Annotated in this window: 31 protein-coding genes and 1 pseudogene; 10 read left to right on the top strand and 22 right to left on the bottom strand. The window is 35.8% G+C overall.

Annotated elements, in window-relative coordinates; translation table 11 throughout:
• Window positions 1-20 precede the first annotated feature (20 nt).
• The 5 genes from aspA to ACQKMI_RS19470 all read right to left on the bottom strand — a co-directional run bounded on the left by aspA (window position 21) and on the right by ACQKMI_RS19470 (window position 3328).
• Window positions 21-1439, bottom strand: coding sequence for an aspartate ammonia-lyase (aspA, locus tag ACQKMI_RS19490; protein ID WP_323650100.1), 1419 nt, complete (start codon window positions 1437-1439; stop codon window positions 21-23).
• 230 nt (window positions 1440-1669) lie between these two features.
• Entirely contained in the window at window positions 1670-2299 is a 630-nt protein-coding gene (locus tag ACQKMI_RS19485; RefSeq protein WP_427491623.1) for an NAD(P)-dependent oxidoreductase, read from the bottom strand.
• A gap of 75 nt (window positions 2300-2374) precedes the next feature.
• On the bottom strand, window positions 2375-2785 hold the full coding sequence (locus ACQKMI_RS19480) for an Rrf2 family transcriptional regulator (protein WP_323650102.1): 411 nt from the start codon (window positions 2783-2785) through the stop codon (window positions 2375-2377).
• Between the two features lie 102 nt (window positions 2786-2887).
• Window positions 2888-3094, bottom strand: a complete 207-nt coding sequence (locus ACQKMI_RS19475; protein ID WP_427491583.1) for a thymidylate synthase — start codon at window positions 3092-3094, stop codon at window positions 2888-2890.
• A 45-nt stretch (window positions 3095-3139) separates the two neighbouring features.
• Window positions 3140-3328 carry a hypothetical protein gene (locus tag ACQKMI_RS19470; protein ID WP_427491581.1) on the bottom strand — a complete coding sequence of 63 codons (189 nt, stop codon included), beginning with the start codon at window positions 3326-3328 and terminating at the stop codon, window positions 3140-3142.
• Window positions 3329-3474: 146 nt separating this feature from the next.
• Between ACQKMI_RS19470 and ACQKMI_RS19465 the strand changes: the two genes are divergently transcribed.
• A complete protein-coding gene (locus ACQKMI_RS19465) occupies window positions 3475-3849 on the top strand; it encodes a hypothetical protein (RefSeq protein ID WP_427491579.1) in 375 nt (124 codons plus the stop codon).
• Window positions 3850-4200: 351 nt separating this feature from the next.
• Here ACQKMI_RS19465 and ACQKMI_RS19460 read toward each other — a convergent pair whose 3' ends face one another.
• Together ACQKMI_RS19460 and ACQKMI_RS19455 are read right to left on the bottom strand one after the other, a co-directional pair.
• On the bottom strand, window positions 4201-5178 hold the full coding sequence (locus ACQKMI_RS19460; protein ID WP_427491577.1) for a thymidylate synthase: 978 nt from the start codon (window positions 5176-5178) through the stop codon (window positions 4201-4203).
• Between the two features lie 86 nt (window positions 5179-5264).
• The gene (locus ACQKMI_RS19455) at window positions 5265-6182 is read right to left on the bottom strand and encodes a hypothetical protein (RefSeq protein WP_427491575.1); all 918 of its coding nucleotides are present in this window, start codon (window positions 6180-6182) and stop codon (window positions 5265-5267) included.
• Window positions 6183-6389: 207 nt separating this feature from the next.
• On the opposite strand from ACQKMI_RS19455, the gene ACQKMI_RS19450 reads away from it, so the two are divergent.
• The 3 genes from ACQKMI_RS19450 (at window position 6390) to ACQKMI_RS19440 (ending at window position 9591) form a co-directional block, all read left to right on the top strand.
• Window positions 6390-8567, top strand: a complete 2178-nt coding sequence (locus tag ACQKMI_RS19450; RefSeq protein ID WP_427491573.1) for a sensor histidine kinase — start codon at window positions 6390-6392, stop codon at window positions 8565-8567.
• Window positions 8560-9186 carry a response regulator gene (locus ACQKMI_RS19445; protein ID WP_427491571.1) on the top strand — a complete coding sequence of 209 codons (627 nt, stop codon included), beginning with the start codon at window positions 8560-8562 and terminating at the stop codon, window positions 9184-9186. The genes ACQKMI_RS19450 and ACQKMI_RS19445 overlap by 8 nt, the downstream gene beginning before the upstream one ends.
• A 204-nt stretch (window positions 9187-9390) precedes the next feature.
• On the top strand, window positions 9391-9591 hold the full coding sequence (locus ACQKMI_RS19440) for a cold-shock protein (RefSeq protein WP_053592785.1): 201 nt from the start codon (window positions 9391-9393) through the stop codon (window positions 9589-9591).
• 103 nt (window positions 9592-9694) lie between these two features.
• Here ACQKMI_RS19440 and ccsB read toward each other — a convergent pair whose 3' ends face one another.
• From ccsB to ACQKMI_RS19425, 3 genes are all read right to left on the bottom strand, one after another.
• Window positions 9695-10864: a c-type cytochrome biogenesis protein CcsB gene (gene ccsB, locus ACQKMI_RS19435; RefSeq protein ID WP_427491569.1), complete on the bottom strand. Its 1170-nt coding sequence runs from the start codon at window positions 10862-10864 to the stop codon at window positions 9695-9697.
• 774 nt (window positions 10865-11638) lie between these two features.
• Entirely contained in the window at window positions 11639-12058 is a 420-nt protein-coding gene (locus ACQKMI_RS19430) for a GNAT family N-acetyltransferase (protein WP_427491567.1), read from the bottom strand.
• A gap of 60 nt (window positions 12059-12118) precedes the next feature.
• On the bottom strand, window positions 12119-12589 hold the full coding sequence (locus tag ACQKMI_RS19425) for a GNAT family N-acetyltransferase (RefSeq protein ID WP_427491621.1): 471 nt from the start codon (window positions 12587-12589) through the stop codon (window positions 12119-12121).
• A 259-nt stretch (window positions 12590-12848) separates the two neighbouring features.
• Here ACQKMI_RS19425 and ACQKMI_RS19420 point away from each other — a divergent pair, with 259 nt between their 5' ends.
• Both ACQKMI_RS19420 and ACQKMI_RS19415 read left to right on the top strand, forming a co-directional pair.
• On the top strand, window positions 12849-13442 hold the full coding sequence (locus ACQKMI_RS19420; protein ID WP_427491565.1) for a hypothetical protein: 594 nt from the start codon (window positions 12849-12851) through the stop codon (window positions 13440-13442).
• Between the two features lie 392 nt (window positions 13443-13834).
• Entirely contained in the window at window positions 13835-14419 is a 585-nt protein-coding gene (locus tag ACQKMI_RS19415) for a GNAT family N-acetyltransferase (RefSeq protein WP_427491563.1), read from the top strand.
• A gap of 80 nt (window positions 14420-14499) precedes the next feature.
• Here the strand turns inward: ACQKMI_RS19415 and ACQKMI_RS19410 are convergent, their stop codons facing one another.
• Complete coding sequence (locus tag ACQKMI_RS19410) at window positions 14500-15054, bottom strand: histidine phosphatase family protein (protein ID WP_427491561.1); 555 nt, start codon at window positions 15052-15054, stop codon at window positions 14500-14502.
• A gap of 11 nt (window positions 15055-15065) precedes the next feature.
• Entirely contained in the window at window positions 15066-15695 is a 630-nt protein-coding gene (locus tag ACQKMI_RS19405) for a hypothetical protein (protein WP_427491559.1), read from the bottom strand.
• Between the two features lie 556 nt (window positions 15696-16251).
• On the opposite strand from ACQKMI_RS19405, the gene ACQKMI_RS19400 reads away from it, so the two are divergent.
• A complete protein-coding gene (locus ACQKMI_RS19400) occupies window positions 16252-16392 on the top strand; it encodes an aspartyl-phosphate phosphatase Spo0E family protein (protein WP_198516187.1) in 141 nt (46 codons plus the stop codon).
• Between the two features lie 135 nt (window positions 16393-16527).
• On the top strand, window positions 16528-16992 hold the full coding sequence (locus tag ACQKMI_RS19395; protein ID WP_427491557.1) for a hypothetical protein: 465 nt from the start codon (window positions 16528-16530) through the stop codon (window positions 16990-16992).
• Between the two features lie 297 nt (window positions 16993-17289).
• Here the strand turns inward: ACQKMI_RS19395 and thrS are convergent, their stop codons facing one another.
• Window positions 17290-19206 (bottom strand): threonine--tRNA ligase, encoded by a 1917-nt coding sequence (thrS, locus tag ACQKMI_RS19390; RefSeq protein WP_427491555.1) that lies wholly within the window; start codon window positions 19204-19206, stop codon window positions 17290-17292.
• Window positions 19207-20349: 1143 nt separating this feature from the next.
• On the opposite strand from thrS, the gene ACQKMI_RS19385 reads away from it, so the two are divergent.
• On the top strand, window positions 20350-20550 hold the full coding sequence (locus ACQKMI_RS19385) for a helix-turn-helix transcriptional regulator (protein ID WP_427491554.1): 201 nt from the start codon (window positions 20350-20352) through the stop codon (window positions 20548-20550).
• Complete coding sequence (locus ACQKMI_RS19380) at window positions 20550-20936, top strand: hypothetical protein (protein WP_427491552.1); 387 nt, start codon at window positions 20550-20552, stop codon at window positions 20934-20936. The genes ACQKMI_RS19385 and ACQKMI_RS19380 overlap by 1 nt, the downstream gene beginning before the upstream one ends.
• A gap of 98 nt (window positions 20937-21034) precedes the next feature.
• Here ACQKMI_RS19380 and ACQKMI_RS19375 read toward each other — a convergent pair whose 3' ends face one another.
• The 9 genes and pseudogenes from ACQKMI_RS19375 to ACQKMI_RS19335 all read right to left on the bottom strand — a co-directional run bounded on the left by ACQKMI_RS19375 (window position 21035) and on the right by ACQKMI_RS19335 (window position 26306).
• Entirely contained in the window at window positions 21035-21256 is a 222-nt protein-coding gene (locus ACQKMI_RS19375) for a hypothetical protein (RefSeq protein WP_427491550.1), read from the bottom strand.
• A 90-nt stretch (window positions 21257-21346) separates the two neighbouring features.
• The gene (locus ACQKMI_RS19370; protein ID WP_427491619.1) at window positions 21347-22135 is read right to left on the bottom strand and encodes a lipid II flippase Amj family protein; all 789 of its coding nucleotides are present in this window, start codon (window positions 22133-22135) and stop codon (window positions 21347-21349) included.
• Window positions 22136-22320: 185 nt separating this feature from the next.
• The gene (locus ACQKMI_RS19365; RefSeq protein WP_427491548.1) at window positions 22321-22866 is read right to left on the bottom strand and encodes a hypothetical protein; all 546 of its coding nucleotides are present in this window, start codon (window positions 22864-22866) and stop codon (window positions 22321-22323) included.
• Between the two features lie 300 nt (window positions 22867-23166).
• Window positions 23167-23631: a hypothetical protein gene (locus tag ACQKMI_RS19360; RefSeq protein WP_427491546.1), complete on the bottom strand. Its 465-nt coding sequence runs from the start codon at window positions 23629-23631 to the stop codon at window positions 23167-23169.
• A gap of 82 nt (window positions 23632-23713) precedes the next feature.
• Entirely contained in the window at window positions 23714-24199 is a 486-nt protein-coding gene (locus ACQKMI_RS19355; protein ID WP_427491544.1) for a GNAT family N-acetyltransferase, read from the bottom strand.
• 11 nt (window positions 24200-24210) lie between these two features.
• Window positions 24211-24558, bottom strand: coding sequence for a DUF3147 family protein (locus ACQKMI_RS19350; RefSeq protein WP_079561061.1), 348 nt, complete (start codon window positions 24556-24558; stop codon window positions 24211-24213).
• Window positions 24558-24956, bottom strand: a complete 399-nt coding sequence (locus ACQKMI_RS19345) for a MarR family winged helix-turn-helix transcriptional regulator (protein ID WP_427491542.1) — start codon at window positions 24954-24956, stop codon at window positions 24558-24560. The genes ACQKMI_RS19350 and ACQKMI_RS19345 overlap by 1 nt, the downstream gene beginning before the upstream one ends.
• A 255-nt stretch (window positions 24957-25211) precedes the next feature.
• A pseudogene (locus ACQKMI_RS19340) lies at window positions 25212-25661 on the bottom strand (HD domain-containing protein); the annotation flags it as partial.
• Window positions 25662-26306 carry a class I SAM-dependent methyltransferase gene (locus ACQKMI_RS19335; protein ID WP_427491541.1) on the bottom strand — a complete coding sequence of 215 codons (645 nt, stop codon included), beginning with the start codon at window positions 26304-26306 and terminating at the stop codon, window positions 25662-25664.
• Window positions 26307-26438 lie beyond the last annotated feature (132 nt).

The following is a 26438-nucleotide window of genomic DNA, read 5'->3' as shown; positions in this document are numbered from 1 at the left end:
CAAAGTGCTTTCATCATAAATTATTTTAATTTCATAATACTTGATCCGGCAATACCTGGATGAGTCATCTCATATGGATCTAAAATTAAATCTAATTGTTCTTTCGTTAGTACACCCTCTTCAAGGCAAAGCTCACGAATTGAACGACCAGATAGGATTGCTTCACGTGCAATTCGTGCAGCTACTTCATAGCCAATATGCGGGTTTACTGCTGTTAGTACACCAACGCTTTTTTCCACATATTCTTTCATACGTTCTTCGTTTGCTTCAATATCCTTCAAGCAATTTTGTGTAAATGCTCGGAACACATTATTCATAATACTAATAGATTGAATTAAGTTAAAGACCAGTACTGGCTCCATTACGTTTAATTCTAATTGTCCTGCTTCAGATGCTAAAGAAATCGTATGGTCATTACCAATTACTTGGAAGGCCACTTGGTTCAATACCTCTGGCATAACAGGATTTACTTTCCCTGGCATAATAGACGATCCAGGTTGACGCGCTGGTAAAATGATTTCCCCTAATCCAGCACGTGGCCCAGATGCCATTAAACGAAGGTCATTAGCAATTTTCGACATATTAATCATACAGATTTTTAATGCGCCTGATACTTCTGTATAAGCATCTGTATTTTGTGTTGCATCTACTAAGTGTGTAGCGCCTTTAAGCGGCAATCCTGAAATTTCTGCTAGATGAATATCAACTGATTGAATATAGTCAGGGAATGCATTTAATCCTGTCCCAACAGCTGTTGCTCCCATATTTACGTCATATAAATTTGGGCGAGTTTGGCGAATACGCGCAATATCGCGAGTGATTACACGGCAATATGCTTCAAATTCTTGCCCTAATCGAATCGGTACAGCGTCTTGTAAATGCGTACGACCCATTTTAATAACATGTGCAAATTGCTCCGCTTTTTGGTGGAACACAGCTTGCATGTTTTCCATTGTAAGAAGTAATTCATCTATCAAATTCAACACAGCAATATGAATAGCTGTTGGGAAAGCATCATTTGTTGATTGTGACATATTTACATGGCTGTTTGGGCTAATAGTATGGTAGTCCCCTTTTTCTTTGCCTAAAATCTCTAAGGCACGGTTAGCAATAACTTCGTTGGCATTCATATTAATCGATGTGCCTGCGCCACCTTGGATTGGGTCAACGATAAATTCAGCATCCCACTCGCCATCAATAACTTCTTGTGCAGCTTCGACAATTGCATCTCCGATTTCTTTTGAAAGTAGGTGTACCTCCATATTACTCAAAGCAGCTGCTTTTTTAACAATACCCATTGCTTTAATAAGTGCCGAATGAATTGTATACCCTGTAATCGGGAAATTTTCAGTTGCACGAAGCGTTTGGATTCCGTAATAAGCATTGCTTGGTAATGCACGTTCACCTAAAAAGTCTTTTTCTATACGTTGTGTGGACATAATTGTCGTCTCCTTTTATGTAATACTCACACTTGATAGTAGCTAATAACTGACGTATTGTAAACAGTCAATTGTCTGTAAAATGAAAAATACTTAATTTCACCATGTCTAATTGGTGCTGACGCTTCGCTTTCGCACAAAAAGACCTGTTGCTATTGTTCTCTTTCTCTACAAAAACAATTCCAAAATGAAGATAAAAACCGAGCGCAGTTGAACGCTCGGTTTCATCATTATTTATTAGAAGTCACTGTAAAACGTCTGTTTACATGCTTTGGATTTTCAATTTCATCTAACACTGCAACGGCATAATCTGCATAGCTAACATAACTTTCGCCAGTAGCATTTACTAATAAATGATCTTCTCCAGCAGTATAGCTACTTGTACGTGGACCTTCTGGATCAAAGAAAGCAGATGGGCTTAAAAATGTCCAAGTAATAGTAGATTGTTGTAAGTCATGTAGATTTTCACCTTGATTTTTAGCTGTTGCGTAAAACATTTCTGGAAAATCCGGTGTATCCATTACGCGTACAGTTTTCTCGGGGTCTACAAACAGACTACCCGCTCCACCGACAACAAATAATTTTGTATCAATACCCGTGAAAATATCAATTAAATGACGGCCAGCTTTCACATGTAATTCCTCCTGACCAGCAGGAGCACCAAATGCATTTACGACTACGTCAAAACTTTTCACATCTTCTTGAGATAATGCAAAAACATCCTTTTCAATTACTGGAATATTTCCTGTTACTTTTGAAGCTGAACGTACAATCGCAGCTACATCATGACCACGTTGTAGTGCCTCCTCTACTATCTTTTGTCCTGCTTTCCCTGTTGCACCAATTACTGCAATTTTCATCATTATAATTCCTCCTATTTTTCAATTGTAACCATTTTAGTTACAGGTTAGATACAAAAGATCGACTTCGTTGATTTAACGAAGTTGATCTAGCACATCCTGTAAAGTTTGTGCTTGTAATTGTTCTTCCATTGCATGCCAAACAGATGTATAAACACCTTCCAATGTCCGTTGGATTTTTTGACCAACTGTACATGCTGGATTTGGCTCATCGTGAATCGCAAATAGCTGCTCTGGCCCATCAATCGCATGGTAAATAGCTAAAAGCGTTAAATCTTTTGGCTCTACTAAAAGGTCATAGCCTGCAATACCTGATTGCGAGGTAAGCAAACCCGCTTTTTTTAGCACACCAATCATACGTCGCACAACAACTGGATTTGTATTCACACTCCCAGCGATGTACTCAGACGTCAACTGACTTTTATCAGATGTTGTAGCAATAAGCGAAAGAATATGGATCGCTACCGAAAACCGACTGTTCACCATATGTATCACCACCCGTTGTAACTATTATAGTTACAGGTTTGAATAAAAGCAAACAAATTGCTCTATTTGCACCTGCGTTTATTGTTTTCATTTTACGAAGAATTATACTTTCTTTACGTAAATGACTAATTCTTGTCGTATTTCTCCATCTTCCTCATAAAAATCTAAGTTATGGAATTCATACTTAAAATGGCCAACTGGAAACGTCACACTTTCCCCCTGCGCCGCAGCTAAAACCCCCGCCACATCATGTGACACCATATGCAAAAGCTCTGTACCTAAAACCGAATCTACAAATACCACGTTCATAATAAAACACCTCCTCAGCTATTATAGCTTAGAAGGCGCTTACATTTACAGTCTTTCTTTATAGCGTTTTAGGCGAATTTCCTCAATGACTTGCATCATTATATGTATTTGCTCCGATGTTAATTTTGTAGAGATGTGTGGTAGCTCAGATTCCACTTTTTCTTGAGGCATATTCGTAAGCAATTTTGTCCTTAAACGCTGCTTCCGTTCTCTTCCGTCTATTTGAAAAATCAATGATCGCCTCACATCACTCACCTCTAAATTTTTATTTGAAACTTCAAGATTAAAAATTATATCGGAAAAAATTTCATAAATTTAAACATACTTTATATTTTTATTAGAAAGTTTGGCTCTATTATGAGTAATAAGGGTTTCTCTTTTTGTTTTATTCGTTGCTCTGGCGTTCTATCCACGACTTCGAGGGCTCTATCCATCACTTTGGCCACTCTATCCACGACTTTGACGGTTCTATCCACGAATTTGGCCACTCTATCCACGACTTTGACGGTTCTATCCACGAATTTAGCCACTCTATCCACGACTTTGCCCTTTCTATCCATCACTTTGAATGTTCTTTCCGTCACTTCCCCTCTTTCATCCGTCGCTTTGCCTGTTCTATCCGTCACTTTGGCTCTTCTATCCTTCGCTTTGCCTGTTCCATCCGTCGCTCTGATTTTTTTCCGTCGCTTTGGCTCTTCTATCCATCACTTTGTCGGTTCTATCCGTCACTTCGCCTTTTCTATCCGTCGCTCTGACTTCTTTCCATCTCTTTGACGGCTCTATCCATCACTTTGGCTACTCTATCCACGACTTTGACGGTTCTATCCACGGATTTGGCCACTCTATCCACGACTTTGACCTTTCTATCCATCACTCTGCTTTCTATCCGTCACTTTGCCGGTTCCATCCGTCACTTTTACTTTTCCATCCGTCACTTTTGCGGTTCCATCCGTCACTTTTGCTTTTCCATCCGTCACTCCGACTTCTATCCATCACTTTGCCGGTTCCATCCGTCACCTCGCCTTTTCCATCTGTCACCCCAAGCTATCTATCCACCTTTGTTTGTTTGCTAAAAAAACAGCAACCAAAACGGCTGCTGCTTCATTTTAAACGGCAATTGGTGCTTTAATTGTTGGGTGTGGATCATAGCCCTCAATTGAAAGATCTTCGAGCTCTATGTCGAAAATTGACGCTTTATTTGGATTGATTTTTAAGGTTGGTAGGTCCTTAGGTTCGCGTGAAAGCTGTTCTTTTACTTGCTCCACGTGATTTGAATATATATGAGCATCCCCAATGCTATGAATAAATTCGCCTACCTCTAAACCACATTCGTGTGCAATTAAATGTGTCAGTAATGCATATGAGGCAATATTAAATGGGCAGCCTAGCAATGTATCGAGGCTTCTTTGCATTAGCTGACAGCTCAATTTACCATTTGCGACATAAAATTGGAACATCACGTGACACGGAGGTAGTGCAGCTTTACTGCCCTTTGCTCCTGCATTGATAACATCTTCTGGATTCCATGCATTGACAATAATGCGTCGTGAATCTGGATTGTGCTTGATTTGATGGATTACATCTTGCAATTGATCGATGCTTTCCCCTGTTGATGTTGTCCAATTACGCCATTGCTTGCCGTAAACATTTCCAAGCTCGCCGTATTTACTTGCAAATTCATCATCTGTAATTACACGCTCACAAAATGAAGCTAATTCTTTTTGATAGTCAGCATTGAAAGATTCGTCCACTAAGCAACGACGACCAAAGTCTGTCATATCGGGACCTGAATATTCATCAGACTCAACCCATTTTTTAAAAGCCCATTCATCCCAAATGTGATTGTTGTTTTGCAGTAGATAGCGAATATTTGTATCCCCTTTAATAAACCAAAGTAGCTCACTTGCTACAAGTTTGAATGGTACACGTTTCGTCGTTAATAGAGGAAAGCCTTTGCTTAAATCAAATCGCATTTGATAGCCAAATACGCTGTATGTACCTGTTCCTGTACGATCTTCTTTTTTAACACCATTATCTAATATATGTTGTAATAAATTTAAGTACGCGATTTCTGGATGCGCCATGTTCACCAACAGCTCCTTCAAGTATGCTGTTGACCATTATATCATCTAATAACAACATGTGAATGCCAAAAGAATAAATACAATATTTACCTGTTTGCACTAAAGGAATTGTGTTCTAGCTCCCTTGCGATTTCAGACTCCGTCGTGACAAAAAACATTGGCAACAAAATAATATTAAATAAAACAGGGACAATAATAAACAATAGGTCAACCCCTGGGTTAAAATAGAGACCAATCGCAGTCAGTAACCCTGACATGATTAGATAAACAATTTGCACTCCGATAATAATGAATGGAATGATTTGATACATATAATTAAGCTTACGGAACTGATGCATGTTTTCTGGGTTTTTAATAATTCTCTTTTTTAAGCGACTCGATAATATGAAACAGGCAATAAGTTGCGCCACAATAAAGCTAAAATAAATAACAATATATAGTACCATTTGCCCTTTCATAATCGAGCCATTAAAATGGCCAACCCGCTGATCTAGTAGCTCGTTGACATCACCCTCATACACATATTCCTGCTCACTAAAATAAGTAGGCGGTTCCACAAAGCCGGGAGTTGCCAAATCCATTGAGTTAGCTTGCCAATCGATTAATTTGCTGGCCAAAATCCGTAATTGAATGGCATCGTTTTCGCCAAACATCCCTACTAAAAATGTATATGGAATCGCTACCTTTATTCCCCCATCTTGTTTTTCATTAATTAAATCTTTAATCGAAAAAACATACGAAACATCCGTCTGGTGGGCTTCATAGCGAGCGTCCTCGATCTTCCAATGACTCGCTAAGGAGGATTCAATTTTATTCTTCATTTCAACATACGGCGTATCATTATGTAAATTCTTTGGAATCTTATAAACAAAACGATTGTCACCCCCAATAATGCAAATATCTACTTTCACTGCATCATTCTCTAAGTTCTTAGCGATTGTTGTCATTGGGTACGACATTATGACGACTAGAAAAAGGACAAGTGACAATCCTTTCTTTGTCATGCAACGCTCCCCCTTTTCGTCACATATGATAGATTTACACTATCATAGACTACACCGAAAAAACTACTTCGTTATTCCGAAAAAGCAATAGTGGTTTTCCGAAACAACTTTTTCGGTATTCCAAAATTACCAAAAATTATGGATAATATAGTAGTACTTAAGATTGAAATGGGGCATTTTTATCATGCAAATAATTGAGAGAAAACGATGAGTAAATGGACATATAGTATTTTTATAACCTACCTACTCCTCGGTATTTATGTACTTGTAGTCGCATCGAAAATACCTTATATCGGCATTTCGGTAGACACAACTAGCGACCAACTAGTCATGACCGAGTTCTATTATCCAAATTGGGCACAGCAAAATAATATCGAAAAAGGTGATCTATTACTGACAATTGATGGCAAGTCCATTAGTTCTAATCAACTCGATTCTTACGTTCGTTGTGCAAAAGAACTAACATTTATGAAACCTAATGGGGATGTTCATGCTGTTTCAATTAAGCATAAAGATATTCCGGAAGAATTTTATTTGCAAATTATTTTTCCACTTTTTTATTTTGTTCTATCTTTTGGCGTTGCTATCTATTTATGGCGAAGAAATAAGGATAATCCACTAACTAGTCTACTTACATTATTTTTATTAACCTGTTCATTGGCTTATGTAAGCACGGGAGCTTCAGTTAGAGGAAATCTAATTGGATCATTAGTAATAGGGACCGGTATCGTTTTATGCATAGTGCTTTTCATTCACTTTTTACAATTTTATTTCCGCTACCAACGTGTAGAATGGCCCTACATTAATACCAAGTGGCTATATGTAACGCTACTATTATTTATCCCTTGCTCTGAGTTCATTATAAATGTGATTTCTGACTTTGATACGAAAGCAGCATTAATTAAGTTAGGAATGTTTGCTGCACTAGTTCTCTATGCCATTTATATTTTATTAACAAGTTATATACGAACTAAACTGGAAAAAATCCGTTTAATCACTATTGCATTTATTACGCCTTTCTTGCCGTTTTTACTGTTTTTCGTCATACCTGTATTATTAGGGCAGAACCCTATTTTACATGCTGAAGTAGCTGCCTTATTTTTATTGTTTATTCCTTTTTCTTTTATCTTCATTCAAGTGAATGAACGATTATTCGATATTGAATATCAATTATCTCGTTTACGTTATTATTCAACACTTGCTTTTTTTAGTGCATTACTATTAACTACGGGTATTACCATCCTGTTAATTGACAATTTATCGATTGTTAAAATTACGAGTGTCTTTATACTAGTATTCCTCGTCATCATTGCTAGTTTCTATATAAAAGAGCAGCTTGATTTTAAATATCGAAAGATTATTTTTTCATCCACTGGCAATTATGTACATAATTTATATGCTGCGGTTAATCGTATGGGTAAAGCAAAGAATCAGCAAGAATTACTGGATCAATTTAAGTATGAAATAACAGAAAAGCTTGGTACCACAGCCTTTACGATTACAACAATAACGGAAGAAGCGCCTGTCACTTGTGATGAAGTCAACATAGAGAATCATCTATTATTACATGATACAGGCGAAGAAAAAATCATGTTAACCATTAGACATGTATTACAAAAAGAAGAGCTTCTTTGGCTAGAGTTACTCGCCCTCTATGTCTCGATGTTTATTGATAATTTAAAGCTCATTGAAGATTTAGTATGTGAAATAAAGCTTATGAAGGATCACAATGATACACAGCTTCCTTGGCTCGACAAATTATTATGGAATATCATTGAAAAGGAGAAAAGTATTTTAGCACAGGAATTACATGATACTATTTTGCAAGAGCAACTTCATTTAGCGAGAGAGTTAGATGTACTTGCTAGCTCGCCTATTATAAAAAAAGAAAAGGTATTAAATATTCGTGAGCAGTTGCTGAATGCATCGAAGGACTTACGTGAGTATTGTGAGAATTTAAGCCCTCCTTTGCTAGACACATTTGGGCTACAAATCGCCTTAAAGAAACTAATGCAAAAGGTAAAAATACGAGCAGACTTTTTGTTAAAAGCTCAAATAGAACGTGTCCAATTTCAGGATGTAACTTTACATTTAGTCGTCTATCGCCTAGTGCAGGAGCTCTTAAATAATGCCATTAAGCATGCTGGGGCAACCGAAGTTTCACTAAAACTACTAGCGATAGATCGTGGCTTCATCCTCCAATACGATGATAATGGTATTGGCTGTAATATTGAAGGTTTAATGCAATCTTCAGCTTCTATGGGCATTAATGGTATTCGAGAACGAGTCCGTGCTTTTAATGGGGATATCACGATAACCTCCAATTTAAATGAAGGAATGCATATATTTATTCAAATACAAGAGGACGTGGATTCAGATGATTAATATTCTTATTATAGATGACCATCCTGTCGTTTTAGATGGTACAAAAACGTTATTACAAGATTTAACAAATGTCCATATAGACACGGAACAGGATAGCGTCGCTGTTCTGTCGAGAATGGATGCTCAATCTTTTCAATTATTTTTGATCGATATTAATATGAAGCCCATCAATGGTATTCAACTTGCAGAAATGATTAAGAAAAAGCAACCAGAAGCACTTATTTTACTCTATACAGGATATGAGGTTTCCGATTATTACGAACTGCTTATCGAGAAAAAAATCGATGGACTATTATCAAAACTTGCCACGAAACAGCAAGTGATTCAAACCATTGAAGCCGCACTAAGGGGCGAGATCCTTCTATCAGCTGATTTTTTAGATTTTGTACAGCAACGGACCAATCTTCCAAATTTGCAGCAAGATGTTTTACTAAGTGACAAGGAGCAAGAGATTTTACAGCTTGTTGCCCAAGGTTGTACAAATAAAGCAATTGCTTCAGCCATTGGGGTCACACAGCGCACTGTTGAAAATTATTTATCTAAACTTTTTGTCAAACTAAACGTAGAATCACGTGCAGAGGCTGTCATTGTCGCTAAAGAAAAAGCATGGTTAAAATAGAGGTAATGTAAATTTTATATTACTAAATTCGGAATATACTGGATAAATGTCTGGAACTGTTATATAATCAAATCAATAATTACATTACTTCATCTTAACCGCTAAAATCACGTATTCAAAAGTAATACGAGCTTTTGAGTATGTGATTTTTTTGCAAGCGATCGAAGCAATATGATTGTTTAATTTTTTTGGGAGGTTTTTCACATGACACAAGGTACAGTAAAATGGTTTAACGCAGAAAAAGGTTTTGGTTTTATCGAGGTAGAAGGTGGAAATGATGTATTTGTACATTTCTCTGCTATTCAATCAGATGGCTTTAAAACTTTAGAAGAAGGCCAAAAAGTAGAGTTCGGCGTTGAAGAAGGTAATCGCGGACCTCAGGCTACTAATGTTGTAAAGCTTTAATTTATAGCTTTAACATGTAGAGTGCAAAATTCAAGAGACATCCAAATTGCGGATGTCTCTTTTTTAGTTAACTATATTCAACTTAGGAAATTTGCAAGCTCTCTTATGCGTAAGAATGTAAACCTGCAATGACTAAATTTACAAATACTTGGTTAAACACTATAATTCCAAATCCGATAATCGCTAACCAAGCTGTCTTTTCCCCTTCCCAGCCTTTTGAAAGTCGGAAATGAAGGAAAGCGGCATAAAATAAAAATGTAATAAGTGCCCACACTTCCTTAGGATCCCAACCCCAATACCTACTCCAAGCAATCTGTGCCCAAATCATAGCAAACAACAGACCTCCTAGGGCAAATAATGGGAAACCTATGACAACAGCTCGATATGTAATTTCATCCATTAATGCTGGCTGTACACGGTTTGTTAATGGCTTTAACAAAACAATTAATCGTCTTCTCGTAATGAGTACAATCACCCCATATAAAATCGTTCCAACGATAAATGACCATACAATCGTGTTCAATTTCTTCGCGTCTAGCTTATTGGTAATTTGCAAAACGCCAACCTGATCCCCACTAGCTGTTACTGCACCTTTATTGACAATCAATGGCATCATCGTATATTCGGCTGTTTCTTTCTTTTCTAGCTTATTTTCAAATTGAACCTCGATTTTATCCCCTGCTAAGTTAAAATAAGTACCAACCCCAATAAAGCCAATTACGACAATTAAACAATACATAACAAATTCCAAGGCAACTGTACTCTTCGAAAACTTAGAAACATCTAATGTTTTTAACAAATAAATAATACCTGTTGCAAATGAGATCGATAAAACAGCACTAGAAAATGCAACTGTCATAACATGAATCGTTAACCAATTACTTTGCAATGATGGAACAAGCGGTGAAACCGTTTTTGTAAAAACGCTTCCATAACCGAGAATAATTAATGACACAGGGATTGTAAACAAGCCTACAACAATTTGCTTATATAAAAAATGTATAATCAAATAGCTACCAGTAAGCATGATGCCAAAGAACGTCATAAACTCATACATATTACTTACAGGTGCATGATCAACAGCAATCCATCTTAAAATGAAATAAACTAGCTGTAAAGCAAATGCAATATATGTAAGTAGAAGACCGACTTTTCCAAACATCTTTCCTTTGGATTTCACGGCAAGTCCAATCGGTATAATGGCGATTAGTAGTAAAATAAATGCCACGAACAATGAATTACTACTTAAACTTAATAATGTTTCTTTACTCAATGTAAAATCCTCCAAAGTATTTTTTTACGCAACATCATTTCCTGGGTGCGTCCAACCTCCAATCAACTTATATAAATGGTATTTACCTCCTCACCCTTTTGTGATGATCCATTTTTTGAGGAAACTATATAGTAGCTACCAATAAAAATAACGTTATTCATTAAAATAAGTGCCATCATTTCCCTTTAAATGATTTTATTTTTTCAGAATTGTTACAATTACGTGACACAAAGTAGAGAAAAGATCTCTTAAAGACGCCCTCATATCAAAAAAACAAGCCACCTATATTAACGAAAAGATGGCAAGACTCTACCTACATCTTACTAATACTTGAAATATAAGTATATTTTCTCAGCCGTTTTCTTAAAGATTGTTGCTAAACTAAATCTTGATGGGCAACAAAAAAACAGAGTTAATCTACATAAATGCGTAGAAATCAACTCTGTTTTTTTATCGCCTCCTCTTTCCAACCCCAGGCATCCATGCCATTCCTCTAAATGCCCAATAAACGTGAATCGGAATATACAAGAGCGACCAGATACATGCGGCATAACCAGCCCATTTCATTTGACTAATCTTCATTTCCTTTCCCACATCATTATATGCAGCAATCTATATGACTTTTTCTTTAAATTCAGCTCTTGTGGAAATTACATCAGTTTTTAAACATTCAAATAGGCATTCATCAAGATATTTAATAATACAAGCAAGAAAATAAAATTTCATAGTTGCAAGTCTCGCAGCAGAAATCTTACTGCGAGATTTGCCTTGCTTCTATTTATATTTCACATAAATGATTTCTGGATCTCCCTCGTCTAAGTTTTCAATAAACCCACTTTTTATAAATCCTGCCGTTTCAAATACCTTATGCATACTAATATTGGATTGGTTAGTAGAAGAAAAAATTTTGGGTGTCGCTGCCAAATCTACATAAAAAGCTAGCCGTGCTGTTGCAACGCCCTTTCTTCTCTCAGAGGGCTTAACAATAACTAATGAGATGAAGCAGTTTTCAAAAAAGTCATTCGTAAAAATAAGAAAACCAGTAATCTCTTTTTCTGTTTGTTGAATAATACAACGTTGTTCGTTAGTGGCTGTACGCAAATATTCGCTTCTCGAGTAATCTCCAATTACTTCTTGATCAATCGCACATATTTCATTGCAATGCTTCATACTTGCTTCCAGCAATTGTGTCATTCTGTTCACCTCATTCTTTATACACAAAATTATGTTCTAATCAAGTTTTTCGCTGTTACTTTAACTTAAGTAATAACTCATCACCTTAATCTTAGCTCTGAGCCCTGTTACCAGCCTTCCTTCATCGACAAATCCGCATTTTTTATAAAGTGACTGTGCGGCAGTATTCGGTAGATTAACCCCTAACACAAGCTCATTAATGGTTGGAAAATGCGCCAAAACAAAGTCTGGCAAAAGTTGTAATGCCGCTTTCGCATAGCCTTTACCTTGTTCATAGAAATCTGTTGAAAAGGCACGGATTAAAATCGCTTGTTCATTAGAGGAATATGGCCTAACGCCCTCTTTTTCATGTAACACAAAGAATGTCACGAGCTTATCTTCATCTAATACAAGAATAGCATGACGATTGTTATCCTGTTTCACTAGTTCAATGCACTCTTTCGGAGACATCGTATAGCGAAGCTGCTCCTCTGTGATCGTATATCGTTCAATTAAGTGATCATCTTTTTTTTCATAAAATTTTAATCTCATCATAGCTCCCCTTTCATCTTGAGTCGTCGTTCCACCTTGGCGTAATTGTAACTGTCGCATTGCTTTTGCTACACACGACATTCGCCACTGACGATTCACTTTTGCGCTGATAAACAATGTGTCCGGAATTTGACATTTCATTTATAGATTGAAAGTACACATTTAGTAAAGTTTATTCCTATTATAATATATTGAAAAAACAGAAAATATAATGTATTCTAACATGATTTAGAAAATTATTTTAGAGAAGGTGATCATATTGGAACTATTAGAGAGGGCTCAAAAACGAAAAGAAACGGCCATGCTCATTTTAGGAGAATTGGAGCTGATAGAAAAATGGAATACCATTGGAGAAACTTATGTTGTCGGCGCTACAGCATACGATTTACTAGTGGATCAAGATATCGACATCGAAACATTTTGTGTTCGCCCTAATGCAGTAGAAGCTATGACGATATTATCTGATTTAACTAGCAATCAGAAAGTTTTAGAATTAAAGTATCGTAATTATTTAGAAACACCATTTAATGGTATCTATTTTAAAATACAATATGAGCAAATGCCATCAGAAGTTTGGAATATTGATATGTGGCTGTTTTCAGAAACACGGAATGGCCCTCTATCAAGAGATTTAGTATCGTTAATGAACGATTCCTTAACAAATGAAAGTCGGAAGTATATTTTGAATATTAAAGAAGAACTGCTTAAAAAATCCATAACACTTCCTTCGATTTATGTATATGAGGCAGTGTTAGACTACGATATTCAATGCACAGAGGATTTTCTAAATTGGATGGAGCAACAAGATGTAGACATTCAGACAAATTGGCGCCCTTCAAAAAAATATATTTAAATAGATTCATGACCAAAAGTTGGGGATACATTTGTTAAAAAGTATGCCCTGTATAGTATAAGTTGATCTTCGTTACGACTGGGCGACTCCTTGGGGATCAGCAATAGAGGAACGAAGGCTAAAAGCATCACATCCTGTGATAACGACTTCGTGACCAACATCGGTGCTTTCAAAGCGCCCAGTTGGAACGGAAATCACCCCATCGTTATGGAGATAAGCCACTAAAAATTCTTATTTCCATTTATCACCAAAAATGCTACTATAAAGTTATCTAAACTTAAGGGGTTGTGAATATGAGTGCGAAAAGTGCAGTTAATTTTTGTTTATACAACAAATAACACAAGGGATGTAACCTCTAACTGCAGCTCTTAAACAAGGGAGAAAACAAAAAAATGGAAAACTATTTTAAAGAATTTCTTACAGGACAAGCTATTACTTTACAGCAAATGACTTCCTCCGACTTAGAAGCATTTGTAAAAATTGAAAGTGAACAGAAGACGTTGTTACTGGCTAATGACGACATTCCCTTTCCAAATACCTTTGAGGATCATTCTTCATTTTTCCAAAGTATTAGTGGAAAAAAAGAGGAGTTTTTTTTCGGTATATTCGAAAAGTCGTCAAATGAGCTTATCGGTTCCTGCGCTGTCTATGGAATCAACTGGAAAAATAGCACTTGCTTTGTAGGCATTTCAATTGGCGAACAATGGCATGGTAAAGGCCTTGGAACGGATGCAATGAATACTCTTATTCACTTTATTTTTAATTATATTTCCATTAATAAAATCAAGCTTCAGGTTTTCAGCTTTAATAAAGGAGCTATTCGTTCTTATGAAAAGTGTGGCTTTACAAAAGAAGGTAGTTTACGAAATGAGCTTTTCCGCTTCGGTCAATTTCATGATGTCTTGTTATTCGGTTTATTACGAGAAGAATGGACTCAATTGGAAAAACAATCTTCTGAAGGGCTAGAAGTACTTTGATTTTCACGATAAATCACAAAAATTCTCGATAAAATGAAGCAAGGGGCTGCCAGTTGACAGCCCCTTCTATTTTTCATCCCCTATTCTTTCCAAATTCTTTGTACATCACCTAACACGAAATGCTGCAATGTAAGTTGATAAACATCAGGCATTGAAAGTCCCTTCCAAAATGAGTTATTATATTGTGCATCAAAATATTGCATCATTAAGACCATAATATTGCCGTGTGTACCAATCACTATATTGTCATTTGGATGTGCAAGGATAATTTTTTGCAAGGCAGTAATAGCTCTTTCCTTGGCGGTTTCATTTGATTCTCCACCCTCAAATGCGAAATACGGATGACTCCATACTTGATGCATCGCAGCGTCAAAATCAAGTATATTTTCAGTAGATAATATTCTTTCTTTCAAAGAATCTATCGTATTTATTTCTAACTTATGTTCTTGTGCTATACCTTCCACCGTCTGAACAGATCTTTTATAGGGACTTGAATATATAGTATGGATTAATTTATTGGTAAATAATTTAGTCACACGATCCCTATCCTCAACCCCTTTAGCAGAAAGCGGACGATTATACTCATCAACTGTATAGTGAGAATGAGCGTGTCTTACAAAATATATTACGGTCATAATTGTTTCCTCTATTTTTCTTCAGATTTTGCTTTCTTTTCTTTTATATAATTGTATAAATCAACCTTCCACATACCATCCTCTTTTAGTAAAGCAAATATCTTACGATAGTGAGAGCTTCCGAAAATTATATCCAGTTGAACTATTGCTATACTTTCTGTACTAGTTTCTTTATCCAATGAGATATCATTGTAGTATCGGTATATTAAATAATCCTGAATTTGTTCATCTAATAAATAGTTTATATACTCATCAATAAAGGTTTGTTTATCTGGAAGCTCATTATTATTGTAGGTAATTGCATAGAGTTTCTCGAAATTATGCTCTAATATTAAATTCATCATAATTAACACCATTTCTTCTGGTGTAAAAGTCTTTAAACTATTAATATTCTCATTGCTTAAGAATTCTTCATATAAATCTCTTTTTTCTTTTGATAATTCCTCTAAATATGTAAAATCATAATCCCTATCAATGACTGGAGGAGTCGATTTAGAATCTTCCACATGTTGAACCGTATGGTTAGTAACTGTTGTTGTTCCTGGAGATTCTCCTGATTTTGATTTCTCTTCAGAACATGCTATTAACAGTACACTAGAAACGACAATAACGCTTAGCATTGGCAACTTTAACTTCAACATTGTATACCTCCCCCTATCATTTAATAGATTCACAAACTACTTCTCCCACCATTCTATATATTTCGAAAATTCTCAACATTTAAACAAGAAATAAATCTCCTCAATAACAAACAACAAAAAAGTATATTTGATAAATTGTGACAAGAAAATAAAGTCCATAAAAATTCTCGTCGATACCTGCCTAAATTTTTATAGTAAAAAAGTCGCTAATCTATTAAATATCACCTTAAACATTTTCTGAAATTTAGTCAAAAAAAAACACTAATATTCTAATATTAAGGGTGATAAAACACATCATCAATACAATAAAAGTAATTTATACAGGTCTAAATATCTAATGATATTATTCTGTATTATTTTCCATCCTGTAAGAATTAATATTTTTTTCTATGACTAAATTACGAATTTCTCAAGCTATACACAATATGACATATTTTTCATTTTAGGTGAGATACAATGAAAAAGTTGAATCGAGGTCAATGTATTTCAAGAATATGAAGAAAAAAATTAGGGGGAAAAGATTTTGCTTAATATATCGTTTAAACAATTCTTGAAGATGGAGATTGAAAATAAAAGAAAAGATATGTATAAAAAGGCTATGGATTTAGGTTTCACCCATCCTAGTGTAGTAGATTGTAGCCAAGAATTAGATGTCCTACTAAATAAATATTCAAAAGCGATCAATAAAGCAAGCTAAAACGATTTTCGATGATTCGTCTAGTTTTATCCTGTATTAGATTCCGGTTATAAAGCCTATTGCTGTTGAGAAGATATGTATAAATAACATAGAAATGGGCTATCTTCTTGATGACAGGAAAAAGGAGGCCTAATCATGCAGGTATTTATTTTATCATTGGTCGCTTCAAGCTTTTTACTACAGCAGCCTCAAGATTCAGTAGAAAACATAGCACCGATTCTTTGTATACCTTCTAGAACTACATCTTATAAATATCCTAATAATCAATATCAAGCATTTCGTACCGAGAATGATTTTTATCATCAATTAGATAGGACAATCTATGAGGAATATAACAATGCTACCTTGAACATTCGTCAAAGAATAGCCTTTAAGGACGTATCGAAGGCTGAGGAAACATTTAATCTAAAAACAAACTTTATACGTAAAAAAACAGACCTCTCTCAACATACTTTTATCCATCCCAATCGACAAGTATATTTTTTAGCATCCTTTAAGCAAATGGATCAGGAGACTTATCATAAATACCTGGTCATTGACGCTGAGACACAATCTATCCTTTTAGGAGATAGTAATTACCAAAGTAATACCATCAAATAATTGTATTTCGTTTGTTGTTTAATTTATTGTATGCTTGAAAATTGATTAATAGTAGCAAATCCGAAGAAAAAACTAACATTTTTTAGTAAATTCCGCAAATAACATAAATTCCATGGCTGTTATAGCTCGACTCTTGGGAGTAGTGATTTCCCCTAGAGTCGAGCTAAATTGTTTTATAGGACCCCGTTTTACTTCTTTCAGCAACCTTTTGTACTGATAGCAAAACGACAGTGACAGGTACAGGTAAAGAAGTCTCCCACCTCTATAAATGGTGAGATGAATGCGGATGTCCCCTTTTTAAGATAAGGCCTTTTGCTGTATTTCTTGCTTTATTTCCTCTATAAATTGCTGCAATGGTTTTTCAATTAATGCTTGCTGACCATATTTACGAACAGTGACATATTGAGTATCCATTTCTTTATCACCAAGCACTACAATATAAGGTGTTTTTTTCATTTGAGCTTCACGAATTTTTTTACCTAGCTTTTCTTGACGATCGTCAATACTTACACGGATTTGTTCATTTTGTAAAGCTTCAACAACTTGCTGTACATATACTCGATGCTTATCAGCAACTCCAATGACTTTTACTTGCTGAGGTGCAAGCCATGTTGGGAACGCCCCTCCATAATGCTCAATCAATATGCCTAAAAAGCGATCAATAGAACCGAATACCGCTCGATGAATAACGACAGGTCTTACTTTTTCATTCTGTTCATTGACATATGTTAAGTCGAATTTCTCAGGTAGTTGGAAATCGAGCTGCACCGTTGCACATTGATGACTGCGATGAATGGCATCTTTAATATGAATATCAATTTTTGGTCCATAAAACGCTCCGTCACCTTCATTTATTGTAAAAGGAAAGCCTAGATTCGTAAGTACGTTTTCTAACGCCGCTTCGGCTTGGTTCCAAAGGTCAAGTTCTCCCATATAAGCAGCGGGACGTGTTGATAATTCAATATCGTATTGGAAGCCAAAAACTTGGTATACCTCATCAATAATCTTCAGGGCAAGCGCAATTTCATCTTCAATTTGCTGTGGAGTAACAAAAATATGTGCATCATCCTGACAAAACGTACGCACTCGTAAAAGTCCATTTAATGCGCCACTAAATTCATGTCGATGAACTTGCCCAAATTCAGCCATACGAATCGGTAAATCTCTATATGAATGGAAATCATTTTTAAAAATCAGCATATGTCCAGGGCAATTCATAGGTTTTAACGCAAAGCTTTGGTCGTCTACATGTGTAAAGTACATATTTTCTTTATAGTGATCCCAATGCCCTGACTGCTCCCATAAACGCTGGTTCATCATCGATGGTGTCCGTACTTCTTGGTAATCAAATTTTGCTTGTAATTGACGTAAATAAGACTCTAATTCGTTGCGAATAATTTGACCATTTGCTAAATAAAACGGCATCCCTGGTGCTTCCTCTGAAAACATAAATAACTCTAGTTCTTTTCCTAGCTTTCGGTGATTGCGCTTCTCAGCCTCTTCTAGGAAAACAAAATATTCCTCAAGCTCTTTTTTGGAGGCAAACGCTACACCGTATATACGCTGAAGCATTTGATTATTGCTATCTCCTCGCCAGTAAGCACCTGATACATTCATTAATTTAAAGTGTTGTAATTTCCCTGTAGAAGGTACATGGGGTCCACGACAAAGATCATAAAAGTCTCCTTGTTCATAAACCGTCACCACTTCATGTTCAGGAATATCCTGTAATAACTCTAGCTTTAGCGCATCATGAGCAAATAGCTGTTGTGCCTCAGCTCTTGTTACTTCTTTGCGTTGAATTTGTATATTTTCTTGAACAATTTGCTTCATCATCTTTTCAATTTGTTGTAAATCATTAGGCGCAAAGGAATGCGCAATGTCGATATCATAGTAAAACCCATTTTCTATAACTGGTCCGACCCCAAATTGAGCATCAGGGTATAAACGCTTAATTGCTTGGGCTAATAAATGGGCTGTTGAATGACGAATTACCTGAATTCCTTCTTTTGAGCTAGCATCATACAGGGAAATTTGTGTATCTTCCAAAATCGGGCGCGTCAAATCAATGATGGTTCCGTTCACACTCCCTACGATTGCTTTTTTACGTAAAGCGGGGCTAATCGCTTGTGCAATGTCGGTTAGTGTAACACCTTTTGAAAATGCTTGTTGTTTACCATCTGGAAATTGAATGTTAATTACTTGATTTGACATGTTCTCTACTCCTTTATTTTAAAATAAAAAAAACACATGCTCGCGCCCCATAAAGGGACGAGCATGTGTTGATTACCCGTGGTTCCACCCAAATTCCCACTAGATGCACTAGTGGCTCATTGAAATGCAGTAACGTTGCAAGTACGGTGCAAGTTTCCAAGCACTGCTCAAAGGTAGTAAGTTTCGCTAGCTGCATTAGGAAGCTTTCAGCCCTTGCCTCCCTCTCTGTAAATCGCTTATCAAAACTCGTGTCCTTCTCATCGCCAATTTCATTGCTTTGTGAAATTGTTACTTACTATAACGAATTTTTCAATACTTGTCAATATTTGATATTTTCTCTTGAAACAATTTAAGGGATCACCACCATAACGTGTGGTTGATTTCCGTTCCAGCTGGGCGCTTTCCTGGGGGCGTCCGATGAGCCGCTTCACTCGCACTGCTCGCTCCAGGGTCTCGGGCCAACACGATGTTGGTCACGAAGGCGTTATCACAGGATGTGATGGTTTTAGCCTTAGTTCCCCTATCGCTGATCCCCAAGGAGTCGCTCAGCCTCCACTCCAATCAACTAATATACATGGCATATGTTTTAACAAAAATGTCAATTACAACTTTTGATGATAAGTTAATAAAAGTTATTTTAATTGCTTATCCATAGTAGGAAATTAGCTATGTGGATCACTCTATTTTCAATTATTTCTGCGTAAAGGTATGTATGAATGATTTCGCATTAACTGCAAAATCCACTTATTTCATCACGTTCCCCTATGCTTATTTTTTTAACTATTTCTTACTTCTAAAGTTTCATTGTGAGACTGCCACTGAATGTGAATAATTGGGGCAGCATCTTTTTTAAAAATTTTCGTACTTTCTTTTTCCGATAAGATAAACTGTTTATCAGTATTTACTCGGGTGTCATGTATAGTGATTGTTTCTTTAGACCCTGTTATTGTTTTTTGTAAAGGCTGTTTACTCAAGGATTGTTGCTTTAGTTATCTTGACTCTAACATTCAATAAAAGCACTTTGATTGTTTAAGTGAAGAATTTTGCAAAACACAAAAAGTCAAAAGTATTTGACATTCTAAAAAATGTAAAATACAATTATAAATGTAAAAAGCTTTTTACATTTTATTCAAGGAGAAGGAAATGGAAAACATTATAAAACTTAAACGAAAATCAAAGAAACTATCACAAGAAGAATTAGCTAAACTTTGTGGGGTCTCCAGACAAACCATCAATGCAATTGAAAATGATAAATATGATCCTACACTCCAATTAGCTTTTCAATTAGCTTACCAATTAGAGAGTACTGTTGATGAATTATTTCAATTTCAAGGAGTGAGATGATGAGTAAAAAAGAAATAGTCAGTTTTTTTGTGTTATTCATACTAACTATATACTTTGGTGGTACTTTAGTTAGTTATATTTATTTTGAAGACTTTTCTTACGGTGTAACTGAATATTTATTAATCATTGCTTTAGTTGTATCCTGGGGGCAATTTTTCACTTGGGGTACTCGTCAAGAAGTGAAGAAGGATGAAATGGGTAAACAAATTATTCAAAAGAGTTCTTCTATAAGTTACCATATATTATTTTATACCTTATTACTTTTATGGGTAATTGACTTTTTCTTTATTGGAAATGGAAACAACTACACCCTGTTTATTGCTCTATGTATAGCTCACCTATGCAATCCAATCATTCAATTTTTTAACCTAAAAAGAAGTATGTGATTTCTTGTCTTGTGTTACTTTTCTTCTGATCTTTATGTTAATTCTTTTTTCTCCTTTGAGCCATTGTCAATGGCTCTTTTTTCTTGATTCCCTACCAGTTAGTTGAATAGCAACAACAATCTTTTCAAAAACAGCCTTTGTAAATCACCTAAGTCTTTCTCTTCCCCTAGATAGAAAATTCGTAAGCCATCTTCTGTATTACTGTGATATACAGCCTTCCAGTGCTCACTTTTCGCTATGTAGTGCACCCCCTCTTGAGGATTCGTACTACAAGCAACTAACACAAACATCATCAAAATTAGGAAACATAATTTTTTCATTAGATATCGATTTCCCTTTACTTGAAAGTTATCAATCCTTCTTGAAAACTGTTACTCTGCTTGAGTAGTGATTATCCGTGTAAACACTCCTCACGTCATAAATTGGGTAAACCAGGCTATATATTTTGCCCCTGGAATAAATAAAAGCTGCGCCAAAAATGTGCCTAGTAACCTTGAACCCATCATCATTACAGACGCTTGTTTCAGGCTTAAGTAGCTACCTCTTTGATTAATAACATCATCTGCAAGAACGGAAATTTTAGGGTCAATAAATATGATTAATAACATCGTTGCTACACCATTAATAAGTCCTGATGCCATTACAGCAGTTGTTGCTCTTTCTGGAACTAATAAAGAAGCGTAAAGTGCAGACAGGACACCAATTGTATAGATGGCCGTTATTACGACATTCACAATAAATAATTTAAGTGGGATATCACGCCAGCTAATCCCCTTTAAGTATGACAAGCTTGGCAAATGAATGTGTTTTATTCCACGTTTAACATACTCTATACTAAAACCTTTTTTGAATAACGCTGGAATGGAACCTTTTTCCTCAGATAAATGAATAATGGCCCTTGAAAATATCGCGATAAAAGTCGGCAATAGTAGAATGCCTACCAATGTACCTAGTGAAGCTGCCCCAATAAGCACTCGGAATTGCTGCTCCACAAACGCTAATGTGTTTTCTTTCGGTGCTGTGTCAGCCAAACTTCCAGTAAAAGGCTGCTGCATCATATTTGCTAACCTTGAAACCATGACCATTACATTGAACAAGGATAATGCAGAGGCTAATAATTTTACACGTGCACCTGATAATCGAACTGCATACGCAAGTGTCTCTATCGAATGAATGATGAGAATAAATAAAGCAATCATGATCAATTTATTTGTTAAAATATCCAAAGTTTTTACCTTCTTTTCGATTATTGATTAGGCATCGTTTGATCCAAGGTTTTCCCATTATCATAAGAAATACAACCAAGACACTCTTTCCCTTTAATATTTTACGAAATTCACTTTAATAGGTTCCGTTTTTTCCTACCAAATAGAAAAGCTATTCATCAGGCCTTTCCTCCTAACGAATAGCTTTTTTGTATTTTTTGATGAACTGCAAAGTCATTATTCCAGCTAGTTGAATCAGATAGTTGATAGGTCACCATATTAGCAGTTACAGCAAGAATCACGCCTGCTCTAGATTTATCTGTCGAAATAGAATCCTCTAAAACTAATACAACATACCCCTCACCCCGTCCCAGATGATCAATAACATTTGTAGCGTTTATTTCGAAAGTTGTATAGGTTGTCTCATTTGTAGCAGGAAGTAATCGTTGCTTCTGATAGACCCCATTTTCCTTTAAATTATAGCAAACAGGCATCCATCCTTTTGACCAATCAATACTGCCTATTATTTCTTTGTTACGCTGTGCTAGTTTGCCAATTGAAAATGTAAAATATATCTTCATAATAGCTTGACCTATTTCATTTTCCCCTTCACATACAGCAGTTACTTCTAGCTTAACATCCTCCTTCGAATGCTTCAGAATAACCACTAAAGTCACAGTAAAAACGCAGATAACAAGTACTATACTAACGACGAGTAATCCCATTTAGTCCCTCCCAACATTGCAATGGCTATTACTATAAGATTACCATGTTTTAGGAGCCACAGTATTTTTTCATCAAACAATCTTATGAAATGACATAGGCATAAAGGATAAGACAAATAACGAGTATATACTGATTTAGCCATTAAAACCATTACACCACATTTACATGCAGTAATAAGCAAAGCGGTTGATACAAGTATCCCAGCCAAAATTAGTGAAAGGTCAACTGCCTTTGAAAGCACCATTGGTGAAGACTAAAAATCAGTGGGGTAAGAAAACCCCACTGATGATAGTTTCACTTCACTTTTTCGCTTGTAACTCGGCTGTTAAAGTAAATGGTATTTTTAAATACTTGTACTTAATCGTTATTTTTTTAATAGAAAGTGCTTCAACCTTTACTGCATAATGCTGAGGATGCTTCCCAATGGCCTGACGATCTATGTATTGACTAGGAAAAATAGTTATTTGCCTTAATTTATGATAGGTAATATCCGGATTTCCAACCAGCTTCGTCTCCGCTTCAAACGGTTCAGACTTACTCACGACAAGCTCGGCACTTTCAGGCACTTTATCATTGACGAGTATTTGTTGAAGCTCTATCTCACGCAATCCTTTATTTTCTATTTCTACGATTCTTATAGTTGAATTATCTGTAGGATTCGTATAGCTGTTCATGACGAGCGGTGGATTGCTTTTTAAATAAATGATGAAAGCGGCTCCCACCACTAGAACGCTAAATAATAATACAAATAGTAATTTTTTCATGTCATTCCTCACTTTCTTGCTACTTATCAAGTATAGCGAGAAATCGTAGGTGATGAAACCTTGAAAATAAATACAACCTGACTCAGTAAAAGCCAGATTGCTTTGCTAATCGTATTTCATCACGTATTGGGATTCCATCATTGCCGATTAAAGGAATTTCAGGTTTATATGCTCTTGCTTGTTCGACCGCGTTTTGTATAATTTCGACTAAGTGATAACCTCTTTTTTGATAAAATTTTAATGCGTGTAAATTATCATTTGTCGTTATTAGGGTGATGAGTATACAGCCTTGTTCGAAAGCATTTTCTTCAACTGCTTGTACTAGCAATGAACCTATTCCCTTTCCTTCTACAATACTATCAAGGGAAATAATTTCACATTCTTCTTCACGAATACTATATGTCACAAGACCTAAAATCGTGTTTTGTTCATCTACATAGACAAACCCCTCTAATTTACTACAGTCATAAATTCCACTGGAAATGACCATTTCTGTACTTCCCCAATGCTCCGTAAAAAAATGCACCACATCTTGTTGGGGTAATTGTTGAATAGGAATCACTGTCATCTATCATTCTCCTAAATAGAAAAATTAAACATACTAGCTATGGCTTTTTGAACACCTAGAAATACTGCCCACGAAATGACACCAAGTCCAATGGCAAAAACGATATGGATCGATGATTTCATCGCCATATAAATAACAAATAGCATCACCATTGTTGCTGGTAGTCCAACGATTACACCAACCGTAAATCGCTGAATATGTTCACTCGATTCACTTTGCACAGTAAGCCAAATGATGCTTAAAATACTGACAAGTGGCAGCGCTGCGATAATGCCACCATAGCTAGGAAATCTTCTAGCAATCTCTGTCACAATACCAATAACGGCTGCTGAGCATAGAATTTTTACAAATGTGTACATTATTTAGCCACCTCGCTTAATAAACGAAATGCCTGTAAAATCATTTGTTGATCTTCTTCTGAAAGCTGGTTTAGTGCATGTTGCAGTTTTTTATCATCTAATTCTGTGTTTTTCTTTAAAACATGAAGCCCATCAGCTGTTAAATGAATATGTACTTTACGTTGATCGTCGAGGGCCCGCTCCTTTTTCACCCAGCCATTACGCTCCAGCTTTTTGATATGCTCAGACGCTGTATTTTGAGAAATATTCAGTAACCCTGCAATATCACGCACTGTTACTTCATCTTCCTTTTGAATCATCTGTAAAATACGTACGCTCTGATGCGAAATTGAATCTTCATGCGTTGTATGCAGATGGTAAAAAATCGATGTAAAATAGTTATTTATATCTTTGATCATACAATTTACTCCTTTATTATATCGCGTAAACCGATTATATCGTAGTTTCCGATATATTAAAAGGAGTATTTAAATAAAGGGCTGACAATAGTCAGCCCTTTCAGTCGTTTTATCGAGAAGAACACTAGACTTATCGACGAATTTTGTGAATTTATCGAGAGTTTTATATAATTTATCGAAACTTTTTCGTGATTTATCGAAACTTTTTTATGATTTACCGAGAAACTCAAAGAATCTTGACGAACACACCCTGTTGAAATCTACTCGATCTGCATATAATTCTGGAGCTGGTTGTTCAAGTAAACTCCAGTTCGCAGTATTTAAAAGGAAATGTTCATAATCATAGTTATATTTTTTTAGTATAATAGGAATTTCTGATTACCTAATGACATCCATAAAAATATCTTCGTGATAATCTTCCGCTTTATTTTCAAGGACAAAATCAATGACGTGCGAAAAAGCTGTATGTGAAACATCGTGCAATAATCCTGCAATCTGCTCCTCTAAAGAGCCTCCGAGCTGTTTAATTAACAGCATGACACCAACTGAATGTTCATAACGTGTTACATTCCATTAGCTAATTACAAGATAACTTGCCCCACCTTGATGAATACCCTTTAATCTTTGCATCGGTTTACTCGTAATAAGTTCCGCTAACATATCCTCTATCTCGAATTCACCATATATATAATCAGAAATAATCATCTAAGCATCTTCCAACGCAAAATTCGAAAGTACAAAAACCCCACCACAATGCGAGATCGGGTAAAATTCTAATTGGCATACTCCTTTTAATAAGGAACTCATTTCCTCATGGACAAAGTAAAATTCATCATCATCCCAATAGCCAATACTTTCTTCACGGCACTTTTCAAGGTCCGCTCTTGTATTAAACGCGATATCGCCGATAAAAATTTTGCCTTCAGGTGTTAGATGTAACAATAATTCTTTAATGTATTGCACCTTCATTTCATCGGTAAAATGATGCAATGCATAGGTGCTTATAATAGCGTCATATTTTTGATGAAGAAGTGCTGTTGGCAGCCCTTTTGACAAATCCCACTCCATTAAGTTTGCATCAGGCATTTTTTCTTCGGCAATATCGATCATTTTTGAGGAGAAATCGAATCCATTGATCGTATGCCCATTGTCATAAAGCTTTGCCGTTAACACCCCGGTGCCAAATCCAATGTCTAAAACAGTTGATTTCGGTATTTGCATGACCTCGTTAAAAATCGTATTTAATACTGCTTTATATCCTGCAAATGGATATTGGTTGCTTTCTTCACTTAGCTGAACCGTTTTATCGTAACCATCAGCCCATAAATTAAATCCTTGTTGATTTAGCATAATAGTCCTCCTAGATATTCAATAGATTAAGAGTTTGGAAGGTCTATTAGTACTAAACATCCCATGTTAGTTACTAACAATCCCTCTCCAAATATATAAATTTTCATGACGGATAAACTGTTTCATAAAAAT

It is taken from the genome of Lysinibacillus sp. NPDC097214, assembly GCF_050277945.1.
GTDB lineage: Bacteria > Bacillota > Bacilli > Bacillales_A > Planococcaceae > Lysinibacillus > Lysinibacillus xylanilyticus_B.
This window is presented reverse-complemented; position numbering and strand designations above follow the sequence as displayed.